Origin of the sequence: Martinezella rhizogenes (assembly GCF_007002745.1) — a bacterium.
Taxonomy (GTDB): domain Bacteria; phylum Pseudomonadota; class Alphaproteobacteria; order Rhizobiales; family Rhizobiaceae; genus Agrobacterium; species Agrobacterium cucumeris.
In genome coordinates, this window is record NZ_SGNY01000006.1 from 268417 (window position 1) to 284252 (window position 15836).

General features: G+C 58.7%; 15 protein-coding genes. 14 read left to right on the forward strand and 1 reads right to left on the reverse strand.

Features of this window, described 5'->3' with window-relative positions; all coding sequences use genetic code 11:
• The 14 genes from EXN68_RS18750 to EXN68_RS18815 all read left to right on the forward strand — a co-directional run bounded on the left by EXN68_RS18750 (position 1) and on the right by EXN68_RS18815 (position 14717).
• Complete coding sequence (locus EXN68_RS18750) at positions 1 to 336, forward strand: succinate dehydrogenase (protein WP_065114272.1); 336 nt, start codon at positions 1 to 3, stop codon at positions 334 to 336.
• 9 nt (positions 337 to 345) lie between these two features.
• The gene (locus EXN68_RS18755) at positions 346 to 1125 is read left to right on the forward strand and encodes a succinate dehydrogenase iron-sulfur subunit (RefSeq protein ID WP_052818754.1); all 780 of its coding nucleotides are present in this window, start codon (positions 346 to 348) and stop codon (positions 1123 to 1125) included.
• Between the two features lie 205 nt (positions 1126 to 1330).
• Positions 1331 to 1873: a protease inhibitor Inh/omp19 family protein gene (locus tag EXN68_RS18760; protein ID WP_142842295.1), complete on the forward strand. Its 543-nt coding sequence runs from the start codon at positions 1331 to 1333 to the stop codon at positions 1871 to 1873.
• Between the two features lie 92 nt (positions 1874 to 1965).
• Positions 1966 to 3129, forward strand: a complete 1164-nt coding sequence (gene zapE / locus EXN68_RS18765) for a cell division protein ZapE (RefSeq protein WP_142842296.1) — start codon at positions 1966 to 1968, stop codon at positions 3127 to 3129.
• 178 nt (positions 3130 to 3307) lie between these two features.
• On the forward strand, positions 3308 to 4270 hold the full coding sequence (gene mdh, locus EXN68_RS18770) for a malate dehydrogenase (protein ID WP_003504984.1): 963 nt from the start codon (positions 3308 to 3310) through the stop codon (positions 4268 to 4270).
• A gap of 32 nt (positions 4271 to 4302) precedes the next feature.
• On the forward strand, positions 4303 to 5496 hold the full coding sequence (gene sucC, locus EXN68_RS18775; protein WP_142842297.1) for an ADP-forming succinate--CoA ligase subunit beta: 1194 nt from the start codon (positions 4303 to 4305) through the stop codon (positions 5494 to 5496).
• A 17-nt stretch (positions 5497 to 5513) separates the two neighbouring features.
• The gene (gene sucD, locus EXN68_RS18780; protein ID WP_046799538.1) at positions 5514 to 6416 is read left to right on the forward strand and encodes a succinate--CoA ligase subunit alpha; all 903 of its coding nucleotides are present in this window, start codon (positions 5514 to 5516) and stop codon (positions 6414 to 6416) included.
• A 177-nt stretch (positions 6417 to 6593) separates the two neighbouring features.
• On the forward strand, positions 6594 to 9590 hold the full coding sequence (locus EXN68_RS18785) for a 2-oxoglutarate dehydrogenase E1 component (RefSeq protein WP_142842298.1): 2997 nt from the start codon (positions 6594 to 6596) through the stop codon (positions 9588 to 9590).
• Positions 9591 to 9643: 53 nt separating this feature from the next.
• Positions 9644 to 10873: a 2-oxoglutarate dehydrogenase complex dihydrolipoyllysine-residue succinyltransferase gene (gene odhB / locus EXN68_RS18790; protein WP_142842299.1), complete on the forward strand. Its 1230-nt coding sequence runs from the start codon at positions 9644 to 9646 to the stop codon at positions 10871 to 10873.
• 69 nt (positions 10874 to 10942) lie between these two features.
• On the forward strand, positions 10943 to 11356 hold the full coding sequence (locus tag EXN68_RS18795; protein WP_142842300.1) for an MAPEG family protein: 414 nt from the start codon (positions 10943 to 10945) through the stop codon (positions 11354 to 11356).
• A gap of 13 nt (positions 11357 to 11369) precedes the next feature.
• Complete coding sequence (locus tag EXN68_RS18800; protein ID WP_161991389.1) at positions 11370 to 12014, forward strand: LysE family translocator; 645 nt, start codon at positions 11370 to 11372, stop codon at positions 12012 to 12014.
• A gap of 67 nt (positions 12015 to 12081) precedes the next feature.
• On the forward strand, positions 12082 to 13488 hold the full coding sequence (gene lpdA, locus EXN68_RS18805) for a dihydrolipoyl dehydrogenase (protein WP_142842301.1): 1407 nt from the start codon (positions 12082 to 12084) through the stop codon (positions 13486 to 13488).
• Between the two features lie 127 nt (positions 13489 to 13615).
• Positions 13616 to 14116, forward strand: coding sequence for a cytochrome b (locus tag EXN68_RS18810; protein ID WP_142842302.1), 501 nt, complete (start codon positions 13616 to 13618; stop codon positions 14114 to 14116).
• Between the two features lie 112 nt (positions 14117 to 14228).
• On the forward strand, positions 14229 to 14717 hold the full coding sequence (locus tag EXN68_RS18815; RefSeq protein WP_142842303.1) for a DUF2867 domain-containing protein: 489 nt from the start codon (positions 14229 to 14231) through the stop codon (positions 14715 to 14717).
• Here the strand turns inward: EXN68_RS18815 and EXN68_RS18820 are convergent.
• Positions 14701 to 15798: a TraB/GumN family protein gene (locus EXN68_RS18820; protein ID WP_142842304.1), complete on the reverse strand. Its 1098-nt coding sequence runs from the start codon at positions 15796 to 15798 to the stop codon at positions 14701 to 14703. The genes EXN68_RS18815 and EXN68_RS18820 overlap by 17 nt on opposite strands.
• Positions 15799 to 15836 lie beyond the last annotated feature (38 nt).

Here is a 15836-nt window from a genome sequence, read left to right on the forward strand (position 1 = left end):
ATGGGAAAGCGCATCGGTCTTGTTTTTTTGATTGGTGTTCTAGCGACTGCCGCACCTGCGGTAGCTGCTGAGCGCTACAAGTTGCGTGCTCCCGGTGGGAATACTGCTGCGGTTTTCAACGACGTCGGCGTATGGAAAACCGCCAAAGCAGCGATGAATGCCCGTATCTCGGTTGGTAATCCGGTTACGGCGCAGAATTTGGAATGCGTCGCCAGACCTGGCACTAAAGCCGAGGTCATAAAGCGCGAAGGCTCGGTCGCTTATGTGCGAGCCAGCGACGCGCTGTTCGGTGGTTGCAAGGGTTATGTGAAGTCCGAATTCCTGTCGGCATACTAGGATTTTATCATGGTTGAACTCGCTCTCCCCAAGAATTCCCAGATCAACGAAGGTAAGGTCTGGCCGAAGCCTGATGGTGCCAAGAATGTGCGCGAATACCGCATCTATCGCTGGAACCCGGATGACGGCCAGAACCCGCGCATCGATACCTATTATATCGATGTCGACGATTGCGGACCGATGGTTCTCGATGCGCTTCTCTACATCAAGAACAACATCGACCCGACGCTGACGCTGCGCCGCTCCTGCCGCGAAGGCATTTGCGGCTCCTGCGCCATGAATATCGACGGCACCAATACGCTTGCCTGCACCAAGGGCATGGAAGAGATCAATGGCACGGTGAAGGTTTATCCGCTGCCGCATATGCCCGTCGTGAAGGACCTCGTTCCTGACCTGTCGAACTTCTACGCCCAGCATCGTTCCATCGAGCCCTGGCTGAAGACGGTTTCGCCGACGCCAGCCAAGGAATGGAAGCAGAGCCATGAAGACCGCCTGAAGCTGGATGGTCTTTATGAGTGCATTCTGTGCGCCTGCTGCTCGACCTCCTGTCCCAGCTACTGGTGGAATGGCGATCGTTATCTCGGTCCCGCCGTTCTGCTGCAGGCCTATCGCTGGCTGATCGACAGCCGCGATGAGGCAACCGGTGAGCGTCTCGACAATCTCGAGGATCCTTTCCGCCTTTATCGCTGCCACACCATCATGAACTGCGCGCAGGCCTGCCCGAAGGGCTTGAACCCGGCCAAGGCGATCGCGGAAATCAAGAAGATGATGGTCGAACGCCGCGTCTAAAGGCGATTCGCTGGCGACGGCAATTTATCCGGGCCGCGGTATCCACCGCGGCTCTTTTTACAACCGGGCTTGGGAAATTTCGGTAAAAATTGACCGAAATGGTAATTATCCCGGCCATCGCTTGCGCAAGGTAAGGCTTTAGTAATAATTCAGCCTTCTTGTTCGATCATGGTCTTTCCGGAAGCGAGAGAATCGGGAGCTTGATATGCAATTCAGATATGTGGTGACGGGCCTTGCGGTTGTGATGAGCCTTGCCGGTTGCCAACGTACCTCCTACGATTACAACAACAACGGCAGCAATAATCCCGGTTATACGCCGCCGCTGCAGGCGCAGCCGGTTCCCTCCGTTCAGTCCGGCGCCCTGCCGCCGCCCGGTGGCGCTTCGGGCAGCCAGTTCCCGTCGGCACCCGCTTCGGCAACGCCTGGCGGCACCGATGTGGCTTCTGCGGCTCCGCCGACGACGGCGCTCGACGTCACCAAGGAATCCATGGTCGGCAACTGGCGCGTTTCCAATGGCGGCGCCAATTGCGACATGTTCCTGACGCTCACCAATCTCGGCAGCGGTTCGCGCGGCGGCACCCGTGGCTGCTCCGGCGAGCTGACGGCGATGGGGTCCTGGGAAGTGTCCGGCAAGATGGTTCTCTTCAAGAACCGTGCAGGTGATACGATCGGCCGCGTCTACAAGAGCGCCGATGCGCGCTTTGACGGAACGACCAATAGCGGCCAGCCGCTCAGCCTCAGCCGATGAGCATTTCCGGTGCATCCGGATTGCTTTCCTCGTTTTGAGCCATTCCATTCGTCGCGGGTGCTGTGCTGCTTCCGCGACCGGGGCGCTTTTCCATGAAGCCATTGCCTGATTACAATCATAGTGTCGTTGAGCAGCTCAACGCATTGACGGCAGCTGGCACTTTGCAGGCCGATGCCGCCCAGCTTGGCGTGGCGACGCATCTCGATCGTATTCTTGCTGATCTGAAGGCGCGCAAGCCGGCCAAGAAAAAAAGTGCGCTCGGCTGGATGTTCGCGCGCAAGGCCGGGCCTGCCGCCCCCGTCAAGGGATTATATGTCTATGGCAGCGTCGGCCGCGGCAAGACGATGCTGATGGACATGTTTTATGAAATGGCGCCGGTTTCCTCCAAGCGCCGCTGCCACTTTCATGAATTTATGGCCGACGTGCATAATCGTGTGCACGCGCACCGGCAGAAGCTGAAAAATGGCGAAACCAAACAGGCTGATCCCATTCCGCCCGTTGCCGCCCAGCTGCTGGCGGAAGCCGAACTCCTGTGCTTTGACGAGTTTACCGTCACGGATATTGCCGATGCGATGATCCTTGCCCGGCTGTTCAGCGAGCTGTTTGCCAATGGCTGCACATTGGTGACGACCTCCAACGTCGTGCCCGACAATCTTTATAAGGACGGCCTTAATCGCGGCCTGTTCCTGCCTTTCGTTGATCTGCTGAAGACATATGTGGATGTGGTGACGCTGGACAGCCCGACCGATTACCGGATGGAAAAGCTGGAAAGCCTGCCGGTCTATGTCACGCCGCTTGATGGTACGGCGGATCAGGCAATGGATATGGCCTGGCGGCACATGACTGCCGGCCATCTCGTTGCGCCGACGGAAATACCAATGAAGGGCCGTTCCATTCTGGTGCCGCGAGCCAGCGGCCGGGTCGCCCGTTTTTCGTTTTCCGACCTTTGCGAAAAGCCGCTCGGGGCGTCCGATTTTCTCGCCATCGCCAACCGGTTCGATACGGTCTTCATCGATCATATCCCGCTGCTCAACGTGGATAAGCGGAACGAGACCAAACGTTTCATCATCCTTATCGATGCGCTTTATGACCACAGTGTCAGGCTTTTTGCCTCCGCCGCGGCTATGCCGGAGGACCTGCTCGGCAAGCGCAAGGGGACGGAAGGTTTTGAGTTCGATCGCACGGCCTCGCGGTTGTTTGAGATGCGCAGTGCCGATTATCTCGCGCTGCACCACGAAAAACGGCAGAAAGTTTGACACTTTCGTGACGCATTTTCTTACGTTTACGTAAGAAAATAATGATCTAAACGATTGAAAATATTCATCACAAAAGAATCTGTTGCCAATTTTGGCCAATGGGGCTAATCGAAGTGCGACAATTTGGCTGCCGGTTTGGCGCGGTGAAATTGAATTGAAGCTCAAGAGGAAGCATTCGATGGCTCGCAAAAAAATTGCACTTATTGGTTCTGGCATGATCGGCGGCACGCTGGCACACCTCGCCAGCCTGAAGGAACTGGGCGATATCGTCCTCTTCGACATCGCCGACGGCATTCCGCAGGGCAAGGGTCTGGATATTGCCCAGTCCGGCCCGGTTGAAGGTTTCAATGCGAAGCTCACCGGCGCTTCCGATTATGCCGCCATCGAAGGCGCAGACGTTTGCATCGTCACCGCTGGCGTTGCCCGCAAGCCCGGCATGAGCCGCGACGATCTTCTCGGCATCAACCTCAAGGTCATGGAACAGGTCGGCGCCGGCATCAAGAAATATGCCCCGAACGCTTTTGTGATCTGCATCACCAACCCGCTCGACGCCATGGTGTGGGCGCTGCAGAAGTTCTCCGGCCTGCCGAAGAACAAGGTCGTCGGCATGGCCGGCGTTCTCGACAGCGCGCGTTTCCGCCTGTTCCTGGCTGAAGAATTCAACGTTTCGGTTCAGGACGTCACTGCCTTCGTTCTTGGCGGTCACGGCGACACCATGGTGCCGCTCGCACGTTATTCCACCGTTGGCGGCATTCCCCTGACCGATCTCGTCAAGATGGGTTGGCTGACCGCCGAGCGCCTTGAGCAGATCATCCAGCGCACCCGCGACGGTGGTGCTGAAATCGTCGGCCTGCTGAAGACCGGTTCGGCCTATTATGCGCCGGCCGCTTCGGCGATCGAAATGGCTGAATCCTACCTCAAGGACAAGAAGCGCGTTCTGCCCGCCGCTGCCCACCTCTCGGGCCAGTATGGCGTTGACGACATGTATGTCGGCGTGCCCACCATCATCGGTGCCGGCGGTATCGAGCGCATCATCGAGATCGAACTGAACAAGGAAGAAGAAGCCGCCTTCCAGAAGTCCGTCGGCGCTGTCGCTGGTCTTTGCGAAGCCTGCGTCAACATCGCTCCGTCGCTGAAGTAATATTCCAAGCGGCTCCAAACAGGGATTATTCCATGAATATTCACGAATATCAGGCCAAGGCTCTTCTGAAGGGCTACGGTGCGCCGGTTGCTGAAGGCGTCGCCATTCTCAAGGTCGAAGAAGCCGAAGCTGCCGCAAAGCAGCTTCCTGGCCCGCTTTACGTCGTCAAGAGCCAGATCCATGCTGGCGGCCGCGGCAAGGGCAAGTTCAAGGAACTCGGCCCCGACGCCAAGGGCGGCGTTCGTCTGGCGAAGTCGATCGAGGAAGTCGTCTCCCATTCCAAGGACATGCTCGGCAACACGCTGGTGACGGCCCAGACGGGTGACGCCGGCAAGCAGGTCAACCGCCTCTACATCGAAGACGGCGCCGACATTGCACGCGAACTCTACTGCTCGCTGCTGGTTGACCGCTCCGTCGGTCAGGTTGCCTTCGTGGTTTCCACCGAAGGCGGCATGGACATCGAAGCTGTCGCCCACGACACGCCGGAAAAGATCCATACCATCGCCATCAACCCGGAAAAGGGTGTGAGCGACGCTGACGTTGCGGCGATCTCCAAGGCTCTCGAGCTTGAGGGTGCTGCAGCCGAAGACGCAAAGTCGCTGTTCCCGATCCTCTACAAGGCCTTCAACGAGAAGGACATGGCTCTCCTCGAGGTTAACCCGCTGATCGTCATGGAAAATGGCCATCTGCGCGTTCTCGACGCCAAGATGTCCTTCGACGGCAACGCGCTGTTCCGCCATGACGATGTCAAGGCGCTGCGCGACGAGACCGAAGAAGACGCCAAGGAAATCGAAGCCTCCAAGTGGGACCTCGCATACGTGGCGCTCGACGGCAACATCGGCTGCATGGTCAATGGTGCAGGTCTTGCCATGGCGACGATGGACATCATCAAGCTTTACGGCAAAGAGCCGGCTAACTTCTGCGACGTCGGCGGTGGCGCCGGCAAGGAGAAGGTTGCGGCAGCCTTCAAGATCATTACGGCTGACCCGAAGGTCGAGGGTATCCTCGTCAACATCTTCGGCGGCATCATGAAGTGCGACGTCATCGCCGAAGGCGTGATTGCCGCGGTGAAGGAAGTCGGTTTGCAAGTTCCGCTCGTTGTTCGCCTCGAAGGCACCAACGTCGAACTTGGCAAGAAGCTCCTGAACGAATCTGGCCTTGCGATTACGGCTGCTGACGATCTGGACGACGCAGCCAAGAAGATCGTCGCGGCGATCAACGGCTAATTGAGGGACCGGAAATAATGTCTATTCTCGTTAATAAAGACACGAAGATCCTTGTTCAGGGTCTGACCGGCAAGACCGGTACCTTCCACACCGAACAGGCGCTTGCCTATTACGGCACGCAGATGGTCGGCGGTATTCACCCGAAGAAGGGTGGCGAAACCTGGACCGGCTCCAAGGGCGAAAGCCTGCCGATCTTCGCAACGGTTGCTGAAGCCAAGGAAAAGACCGGTGCAGACGCATCCGTGATCTACGTTCCGCCGGCAGGTGCCGCTGACGCCATCATCGAAGCCATCGAAGCGGAAATCCCGTTCATCACCTGCATCACCGAAGGTATTCCGGTGATGGACATGGTGCGCGTCAAGGCCCGACTCGACCGTTCGAAGTCGCGCCTGCTCGGCCCGAACTGCCCCGGCATCATGACGCCGGAAGAATGCAAGATCGGCATCATGCCGGGCTCCATCTTCCGCAAGGGTTCGGTCGGTATCGTTTCGCGCTCCGGCACGCTCACCTATGAAGCCGTTTTCCAGACATCCAATGAAGGCCTCGGCCAGACGACGGCTGTCGGCATCGGCGGCGACCCGGTCAAGGGCACCGAGTTCATCGACATCCTGGAAATGTTCCTCGCCGACGAAGCCACGCAGTCGATCATCATGATCGGCGAAATCGGCGGCTCGGCTGAAGAAGATGCGGCGCAGTTCCTGATCGACGAAGCCAAGAAGGGCCGCAAGAAGCCGATGGCCGGCTTCATCGCGGGCCGTACGGCTCCGAAGGGCCGCACCATGGGCCACGCCGGCGCTGTCGTTTCCGGCGGCAAGGGCGATGCAGAGTCCAAGATCGCTGCCATGGAAGCAGCCGGCATCAAGGTATCGCCTTCCCCGGCGCGCCTCGGCAAGACGCTGGTTGAAGTCCTCAAGGGCTGAGACCACATGAGACCGGTAACGGGCGGCGCGGCTTTATCGCTGCGCTGCCCGATGCCGCAAAGACGATAGACAGACGGCATACCGCCCCGGCGGCAGACAGCAATAATCAAAGCGGCAGGCCGGTGAAACGGCCCTAACGGCATCGAGGAGGCGGACGGACAAGTCCGCAGGAACACAATGGCAAGGCAAGAAGCGAACGAGCAGTTTCAGATCACGTCGTTTCTGGACGGCGCGAATGCAGCCTATATCGAGCAGCTCTATGCCCGGTACGAAGAGGATCCCTCTTCCGTGTCGCCGGAGTGGCAGAGCTTCTTCAAGGCGTTGTCCGATAATCCGGAAGACGTGAAGAAGGCCGCACAAGGCGCCTCCTGGAAGCGCGCCAACTGGCCGATCCCGGCAAATGGCGAACTGGTATCCGCACTCGACGGAAACTGGGCCACGGTCGAGAAGGCCATCGAGAAAAAGGTTCAGGCGAAGGCCGAGACGAAGAGCGCCGCGACCGGCAAGCCCGTCAGCGAAGCGGAAGTGCTGCAGGCGACCCGTGACAGCGTTCGCGCCATCATGATGATCCGCGCCTACCGCATGCGCGGCCACCTGCATGCCAAGCTCGATCCGCTCGGCATCGCCAGCGCCGTCGAAGATTACAATGAGCTTTCGCCGAAGTCCTACGGCTTCGAGGAAAGCGATTACGACCGCAAGATTTTCATCGATAACGTGCTCGGCCTCGAATATGCGAGCGTGCGCGAGATGGTCGAGATTCTCGAGCGCACCTATTGCTCGACGCTCGGCGTCGAATTCATGCACATGTCCAACCCGGAAGAAAAGGGCTGGATTCAGGAACGCATCGAAGGCCCGGACAAGGGTGTGGACTTCACGCCTGAGGGCAAGAAGGCCATTCTGTCCAAGCTGGTCGAGGCCGAAGGTTACGAGCAGTTCCTCGACGTGCGTTTCAAGGGCACCAAGCGTTTTGGCCTTGATGGCGGTGAATCGCTGATCCCGGCGCTCGAACAGATCATCAAGCGCGGCGGCCAGGAAGGCCTGGAAGAAGTCGTTCTCGGCATGGCCCACCGTGGCCGCCTGAACGTCCTGACCAACGTCATGGGCAAGCCGCACCGCGCCGTGTTCCACGAATTCAAGGGCGGTTCGTTCAAGCCTGACGATGTCGAGGGTTCGGGCGACGTGAAGTACCATCTGGGTGCCTCCTCCGACCGCGAATTCGACGGCAACAAGGTTCACCTGTCGCTGACGGCCAACCCGTCGCACCTTGAAATCGTCAACCCTGTCGTCATGGGCAAGGCGCGCGCCAAGCAGGACCAGCTGGCCAAGCAGTGGGACGGCGACATCATTCCGCTTTCCGAACGCGCCAAGGTGCTGCCGCTGCTGCTGCACGGTGATGCCGCTTTTGCGGGTCAGGGCGTTGTTGCTGAAATTCTCGGCCTGTCCGGCCTGCGCGGTCACCGCGTTGCCGGCACCATGCATTTCATCATCAACAACCAGATCGGTTTCACGACGAACCCGGCCTTCTCGCGCTCGTCGCCTTACCCGTCCGACGTCGCCAAGATGATTGAAGCACCGATCTTCCACGTCAACGGTGACGATCCGGAAGCGGTTGTCTATGCGGCGAAGGTTGCGACCGAATACCGCATGAAGTTCCACAAGCCTGTCGTCATCGACATGTTCTGTTACCGCCGCTTCGGTCATAACGAAGGCGATGAGCCGGCGTTCACGCAGCCGAAGATGTACAAGGTCATCCGTGGCCACAAGACCGTCGCCCGCATCTATGCCGACCGCCTGATCGCGGAAGGCCTGATCACCGAAGGTGATTTCGAGAAGGTCAAGGCTGACTGGCGCGCCCATCTCGAGCAGGAGTTCGAGGCAGGTCAGTCCTACAAGCCGAACAAGGCCGACTGGCTGGATGGTCAGTGGTCGGGCCTGCGCGCTGCCGACAATGCCGATGAGCAGCGTCGTGGCAAGACCGGCGTGCCGATGAAGCAGCTGAAGGAAATCGGCAAGAAGCTGTCGACCATTCCTGAAGGTTTCACCGCGCATCGCACGATCCAGCGTTTCATGGAAAACCGCTCGCAGATGATCGAGACGGGCGAAGGCATCGACTGGGCGATGGCGGAAGCTCTGGCTTTCGGTTCGCTTGTCGTTGACGGCCACAAAATCCGTCTTTCCGGCCAGGATTGCGAACGTGGCACCTTCTCGCAGCGCCACTCGGTTCTTTACGATCAGGAGACCGAAGAGCGTTACATCCCGCTCGCCAATCTCGCCCCGACGCAGGCCCGTTACGAAGTCATCAACTCGATGCTGTCGGAAGAAGCCGTTCTCGGCTTCGAATATGGCTACTCGCTTGCCCGCCCGAATGCGCTGACACTGTGGGAAGCCCAGTTTGGTGACTTCGCCAACGGCGCGCAGGTGGTGTTCGACCAGTTCATCTCGTCGGGTGAACGCAAGTGGCTGCGCATGTCCGGTCTCGTCTGCCTTCTGCCGCATGGTTATGAAGGTCAGGGTCCGGAACATTCGTCTGCCCGTCTGGAGCGCTGGCTGCAGATGTGTGCGGAAGACAACATGCAGGTCGCCAATGTGACGACGCCTGCCAACTACTTCCACATCCTGCGCCGCCAGATGAAGCGTGACTTCCGCAAGCCGCTGATCCTGATGACGCCGAAGTCGCTGCTGCGTCACAAGCGCGCCACTTCTTCGCTGGCGGAGCTGGCCGGCGAGTCCTCCTTCCACCGTCTCCTGTGGGATGATGCTGAAGTCATCAAGGATGGTCCGATCAAGCTGCAGAAGGATTCGAAGATCCGCCGTGTCGTCATGTGCACGGGCAAGGTCTATTACGATCTTCTCGAAGAGCGTGAAAAGCGCGGTATCGACGACATCTACCTGCTGCGCGTCGAACAGCTTTATCCGTTCCCGGCAAAGGCGCTCATCAACGAGCTTTCCCGTTTCCGCCACGCGGAAATGGTCTGGTGCCAGGAAGAGCCGAAGAACATGGGTTCGTGGTCGTTCATCGATCCTTACCTGGAATGGGTTCTGGCGCATATCGACGCCAAGTACCAGAAGGTCCGTTACACGGGCCGTCCGGCTGCCGCCTCTCCGGCGACCGGCCTGATGTCCAAGCACCTGGCGCAGCTTGCTGCGTTCCTGGAAGACGCGCTGGGAGAGTGAGAACTCTCCCGCATCGCCCCGCAAAAAAGACACCTGAATAACGGAACTAGATCATGGCCACTGAAATCCGCGTACCAACCCTCGGCGAATCCGTCAGCGAAGCGACCGTCGGCACCTGGTTCAAGAAGGTCGGCGATACCGTCAAGGCCGACGAACCTCTCGTTGAACTGGAAACCGACAAGGTTACCGTCGAAGTCCCGGCGCCCGCTTCCGGCGTGCTGACCGAAATCGTTGCACAGAACGGCGAGACCGTTGGTCTTGACGCGCTTCTCGGCCAGATCGCCGAAGGTGCTGCCGGCGCTGCGACCGCCGCACCGGCTGCAAAGCCTGCCGCCGCTGCCGCACCGGCACCCGCAGCAACCGCTGCTGTGCCCGCCGCCAGCGGCATGCCGCCGGCACCTGCCGCCGGCAAGCTGCTTGCTGAAAACAACCTGTCTGCCGATCAGGTCGACGGTTCGGGCAAGCGCGGTCAGGTTCTGAAGGGTGATGTTCTAGCCGCTGTCGCCAAGGGCGTTTCGGCACCTGCCGCCGCTCCGGCTCCGGTTGCTGCAGCTCCCCGTCCGGTTTCCGCCGAGCAGGATCAGGTTCGCGAAGAGCGCGTGAAGATGACCCGCCTGCGCCAGACGATCGCCCGTCGCCTGAAGGACGCACAGAACACCGCCGCCATGCTCACCACCTATAACGAGGTGGACATGAGCGCGGTTATGGACCTGCGCAACCGTTACAAGGACGTGTTCGAGAAGAAGCACGGCGTCAAGCTCGGCTTCATGGGCTTCTTCACCAAGGCCGTGACCCACGCGCTGAAGGAACTGCCTGCTGTCAACGCTGAAATCGACGGCACGGACATCATCTACAAGAACTATTGTCACGTCGGCATGGCTGTCGGCACCGACAAGGGTCTCGTTGTTCCTGTCATCCGTGATGCCGACCAGCTCTCCATCGCCGGCGTCGAAAAGGAACTCGGCCGCCTCGCCAAGGCAGCGCGTGACGGTTCGCTCGGCATGGCCGACATGCAGGGCGGCACCTTCACCATCACCAATGGTGGTGTCTACGGTTCGCTGATGTCTTCGCCGATCCTCAATGCGCCGCAGTCGGGTATTCTCGGCATGCACAAGATCCAGGAGCGTCCGGTCGCCATCGGCGGTCAGGTCGTCATCCGCCCGATGATGTATCTGGCACTCTCCTACGATCACCGTATCGTTGACGGCAAGGAAGCCGTGACCTTCCTCGTTCGCGTCAAGGAAAGCCTGGAAGATCCGGAACGTCTGGTTCTCGATCTCTAATCGGTCTTGCTTTTCCTTTCAGCGGGATTTCAACTGAGGTCCCGCTGAAATCGCATCAGGAGAGCGAAAGTGCAGCCGACATTTCTTGCCGCTTCCCCCTTTTTACCGCTGATCGGTCTCAGCGTCCTGTTGCTTGCTGTGCACATCATGCTGCAAGCCATGACGGCGACGCGGGAACTTGGGCTGGACTGGAATGCCGGCCCGCGGGATGCGGAGAAGAAACCGGAAGGCAGGCTTACCGGCCGTGCAGCCCGCGCGTCTGAAAATTTCCGGGAAACTTATCCCGCTTTCATAGCACTTGCCTTCGGCGTCATCATGGCCGGCGATCCGTCCGGACTGGCACTGACCGGCGCCTGGATATGGCTGATCTGCCGGGTGATTTACATACCGCTTTATCTGGCCGGCGTGCCTTATATCCGCTCATTGGTCTGGCTCGGCTCCATGCTCGGCCTCGCCCTGATGCTTTTCGTTTTGATGTTCTAGAGGCTTGTTTCAGATGCATCAGTATTTGATCGAACTTGCATCCCTGATGGCGATCTTCGCTTTCGCGATCGTGTCCCCAGGCGCTGATCTTGCGATGGTCATGCGCCAGGCCATGGTGCATGGGCGCAGGCAAGCCATCGTCACCAGCTTCGGTGTGGGAACGTCGCTGATGTTCCACGTCACCTATACGATCCTCGGACTTGGCCTCATCATCTCCCAGTCGATTTATCTCTTCAACATCGTCAAATGGCTTGGCGTCGCCTATCTGATCTATATCGGCGTCAAGGCGCTGCGCGCCGGCAAGACGGAATTACCGTCGGCTGAAGGCGAGGGTGATGTTCAGGTCAAAAACAGCCAGACGGCACTGAAGGCATTCACGCTTGGTTTTGCCGCCAATGCGCTCAATCCCAAGCCGGTGTTTTTCTTCCTGTCGATCTTTTCGACGGTGGTTCATGCCCATACGCCGGTCGCCATCAAATTCGGATATGGTCTCGTCATGGCGAGCTGCCTTATCCTGTGGTTCGTCGGCGTCAGCCTGTTCATGACGACGCCACGCATGCGCGCCGCATTTCAGCGCGCCAGCCAATGGATCGACCGCACCAGCGGCGTGGTCTTCATTGCACTCGGTATAAAACTCGCAACGGAAAAAGCGGCCTGAATTTCAGGTCAAACGCAAGCAGGGCAATGATCCGGTATCTTGCCCGACATCAATCAGGAAAACGAACATGGCATATGATGTAGTTGTAATCGGCACGGGCCCCGGCGGTTATGTTTGCGCGGTCAAGGCGGCACAACTGGGCCTGAAGGTCGCTGTCATCGAGAAGCGTGCGACCTATGGCGGCACCTGCCTCAATGTCGGCTGCATTCCGTCGAAGGCGCTGCTGCACGCGTCCGAAACCTTTGCCCATGTTGCCCATGGCGTCGATTCGCTCGGTATCGAAGTCGCCGCACCGAAGCTGAACCTTGAAAAGATGATGGGCCACAAGGATGGCGTGGTGAAGGCCAATGTCGATGGCGTCGCCTTCCTGTTCAAGAAGAACAAGATCGATGCCTTCCAGGGTACTGGCAAGGTGGTTTCCGCCGGCAAGGTTTCCGTAACCAACGACAAGGGCGAGAGCCAGGAAATCGAAGCCAAGAACATCGTCATCGCCACCGGTTCTGATGTTGCCGGCATTCCGGGTGTTCAGGTTGATATCGATGAAAGCGTCATCGTCTCCTCAACCGGTGCGATCGCTCTTTCCAAGGTTCCGGAAAAGCTGATTGTTGTCGGCGGCGGCGTCATCGGCCTCGAGCTTGGTTCGGTCTGGTCGCGTCTTGGCGCGAAGGTGACCGTCGTCGAATATCTCGACAATATTCTCGGTGGCATGGATGGCGAAGTTTCCAAGCAGTCGCAGCGTCTGCTGGCCAAGCAGGGCCTTGATTTCAAGCTCGGTGCCAAGGTAACGGCCGTTGAAAAGACCGCCACCGGCGCAAAGGTGGTGTTCGAGCCGGTCAAGGGTGGTGCTGCCGAAACGCTCGAAGCGAATGTTGTGCTGATCTCGACCGGTCGCAAGCCCTACACCGAAGGCCTCGGCCTTGCGGAAGCCGGTGTTGTGCTCGATAGCCGCGGTCGCGTCGAAATCGACGGCCACTACAAGACCAATGTCGATGGCATCTACGCGATCGGCGACGTGGTGAAGGGCCCGATGCTGGCGCACAAGGCGGAAGACGAGGGCGTTGCGCTTGCGGAAATCCTCGCCGGCCAGCGCGGCCATGTGAACTACGACGTCATTCCGGCAGTCGTCTATACCCAGCCGGAAATCGCGTCCGTCGGCAAGACCGAGGAAGAACTGAAGGCCGCTGGCGTCGCTTACAAGGTCGGCAAGTTCCCCTTCACCGCCAATGGCCGCGCCCGCGCCATGCAGGTGACGGATGGTTTCGTGAAGATTCTTGCCGACAAGGAAACCGACCGGGTTCTCGGCGGCCACATCGTCGGCTTCGGTGCTGGCGAAATGATCCACGAGATCACCGTGCTGATGGAATTCGGCGGTTCTTCGGAAGATCTTGGCCGCACCTGCCATGCGCATCCGACAATGTCGGAAGCCGTGAAGGAAGCAGCGCTTGCGACGTTCTTCAAGCCGATCCACATGTGATTGGTGTTTGAGCCTGACGCTCAAATATTAAATTTCAGTCATCTGCTGAACCCCGGCTTGCCATGCAGGCCGGGGTTTTTCATACTTGCGCCATAGCCTGTCTAACCTTTTGATAAAAGGCAATAAAATGGCGTATTCCGGTCAAGTTTCTTTCTCCGTTCCGCAGCGCGTCCTTCACTGGGTGATGGCGCTTCTGATCTTCTTCAACCTGCTGTTTCCCGACGCCATGGCTCATGCCTATCGGCTGATGCGGCAGGGTGAGACATTGACGCCGGATCAAATCTCTTCGGCCAATATTCACGCCTATGTCGGTTTTGCAGTCCTGCTGCTTGCGGTTCTGCGTCTCTGTCTGCGCTTCTTTCAGGGTGTGCCACCGCATCCCGCCGAGGAGCCCCGGCCATTCCAGATCGCTGCCAAAGTGGCGCATTTCACCTTTTACGCCCTTTTCTTTGTGCTGCCGCTTTCCGGTATAGCCGCCTATTACTTCGGTGCTCAGCCGGCGGGGCAGTTACATTCCGGCCCCTTCAAGGCGCTGATGTGGGTGTTGATCGTCGGTCACGTTGCAGCTGTTCTGGTTCACCAGTTCTACTGGCGCACCAATGTTCTGAAACGAATGACGCACGGCTAGGACAGGCTTCGTAGTTTTGCCGAAAACACCAAGCGGCGGTTTGTCGCGTTTTCTGTCCGGCTGAAAAAGCAGATGGTGAACTCCGGCGCATCGTGCGGCTGGGGGTTCAGGAATGCAATATAGCGAAGACATATTGCCGGGCGCTGACTGGCGGGATTGTTTTGAAGGCGAGATGGTGATGCCGGAAGCGTCGTCACTGGATGTGAGCAGGCTTCTTCTCGATCATCCCCCGGCATGGATCAGCAGCCTGATGGCGCTTCGAAACCGCATCGTCTTGCTTTTCGGCTTGAAAACGGTCGAGCTGGCGGCAGGCACCTCGGCGGGCGGTTTTCCGGTCCTGTCATCCACGCCGCAGCGGACAGTTCTCGGCTTCGATGATCACCATCTCGATTTCCGGATCGTTGTCGATCTCGAAGGGGGCCCTAACCGCAAGTTGGTGAATGTCACCACCATCGTCAGGCGCAAGAATGTCTTTGGGCGGCTTTACATTCTCGTGGTGGGGCCGTTTCATCGGCGCATCGTGCCAGCGACGATGCGCCCGTTTTGCACCAATGTTCGGCCCGTCAAGATTGGGGATGAGACCGTCAGTCGACCCGCGTGAGCGTAAAGCCCTTTGCGCGCAGCAATTCGATCACGCCTTCCTCACCCGGCAGGTGTAGCGCGCCGACGGCCATGAAGACATTGCCCTTGGCAAGCTCGGGGGTCGCCCGATCCGCCATGACGTGATTGCGATCGGTGATGATGCGTTGCTCGAAGGCAGCGTAACCCTGTTCGCTTTCTGCCACTGCCTTCTTGGGATCCAGGCTTTTCAGCATGGGCATGGTCATGCCGATATCACCGGCGACGTAGAGATCGGTCATGGTCTTCATCACGTCATCCATGCGATCGCCGAGTTCCAGCGTTTCGATCAAAGCCTGAAGATGAAATTCCATCGGCAGTTCTGACATGGCCGTCAACTGTTCGACCATCGTTTCCAGCCCGACGAGACGTTTTCCGTCTGCGAGCGCATCTTCGGCCAGTTTCTTGTCGAGAAAGGAAAGGCCGGTTGCCTTGCGGGCGAACTCGCAGGCCGGAAGGGCGACGAAGCTTGAGAGCATCCATGGCTTCATGCGCGATACGGCATTCAGCGGAATGCCACGCTCCTTCAGACCCTTTTCCAAACGTGCAACATTTTCGGGTGACAAAATATCGGTGATCGATTTGCCATCCAGAAACATGGTGAGTTCGGGTTTGCTCAGAAGCGAGGTCGCGACCTTCTTGTCGTCGACGATTTCGTCCGATTCCACGATGACAGTTGCGGCTTTTTCGAAGGCGGGGCTGGCGGCGACAGGCATTTCCAGAACGCGTGGGTCGGTGACATGCATCGTACCGAGGAGATAGGACGGCTCAGTTCCGGCCTTTTCAATGCGCCAGAAATTGCCTTTGCCATTGGGGATGGCGGCCGCTTCCTGTTCGATCTTTGCGAAGGCCTGCGGATCGGTCTTGCGCATGTCCACGAGAATATCACTGCCGGTGCAGGTGATCTGTTGCTCTGCGGCTTCCGCCTCACCCAGCGAAAGCAACGTCATGAGCAGGATGGCGATGGCAGTTACATGCAGGGCCGCCAGCAGCCAGAGCAGGGCGTCGCCGGTTTTACCCATCAGGGTGGCGGTGAAGTTTTGTGGCTTTATCAGGCTGTGCATGGGTCCAATCCGGTTCTTGCTTGCTTATAGAACGGCGG

Coding starts and splice junctions, on each gene's coding strand:
- EXN68_RS18750 (WP_065114272.1), top strand. CDS start 1: ATGGGAAAGCGCATCGGTCTTGTTTTTTTGATTGGTGTTCTAGCGACT.
- EXN68_RS18755 (WP_052818754.1), top strand. CDS start 346: ATGGTTGAACTCGCTCTCCCCAAGAATTCCCAGATCAACGAAGGTAAG.
- EXN68_RS18760 (WP_142842295.1), top strand. CDS start 1,331: ATGCAATTCAGATATGTGGTGACGGGCCTTGCGGTTGTGATGAGCCTT.
- zapE (WP_142842296.1), top strand. CDS start 1,966: ATGAAGCCATTGCCTGATTACAATCATAGTGTCGTTGAGCAGCTCAAC.
- mdh (WP_003504984.1), top strand. CDS start 3,308: ATGGCTCGCAAAAAAATTGCACTTATTGGTTCTGGCATGATCGGCGGC.
- sucC (WP_142842297.1), top strand. CDS start 4,303: ATGAATATTCACGAATATCAGGCCAAGGCTCTTCTGAAGGGCTACGGT.
- sucD (WP_046799538.1), top strand. CDS start 5,514: ATGTCTATTCTCGTTAATAAAGACACGAAGATCCTTGTTCAGGGTCTG.
- EXN68_RS18785 (WP_142842298.1), top strand. CDS start 6,594: ATGGCAAGGCAAGAAGCGAACGAGCAGTTTCAGATCACGTCGTTTCTG.
- odhB (WP_142842299.1), top strand. CDS start 9,644: ATGGCCACTGAAATCCGCGTACCAACCCTCGGCGAATCCGTCAGCGAA.
- EXN68_RS18800 (WP_161991389.1), top strand. CDS start 11,370: ATGCATCAGTATTTGATCGAACTTGCATCCCTGATGGCGATCTTCGCT.
- lpdA (WP_142842301.1), top strand. CDS start 12,082: ATGGCATATGATGTAGTTGTAATCGGCACGGGCCCCGGCGGTTATGTT.
- EXN68_RS18810 (WP_142842302.1), top strand. CDS start 13,616: ATGGCGTATTCCGGTCAAGTTTCTTTCTCCGTTCCGCAGCGCGTCCTT.
- EXN68_RS18815 (WP_142842303.1), top strand. CDS start 14,229: ATGCAATATAGCGAAGACATATTGCCGGGCGCTGACTGGCGGGATTGT.
- EXN68_RS18820 (WP_142842304.1), bottom strand. CDS start 15,798: ATGCACAGCCTGATAAAGCCACAAAACTTCACCGCCACCCTGATGGGT.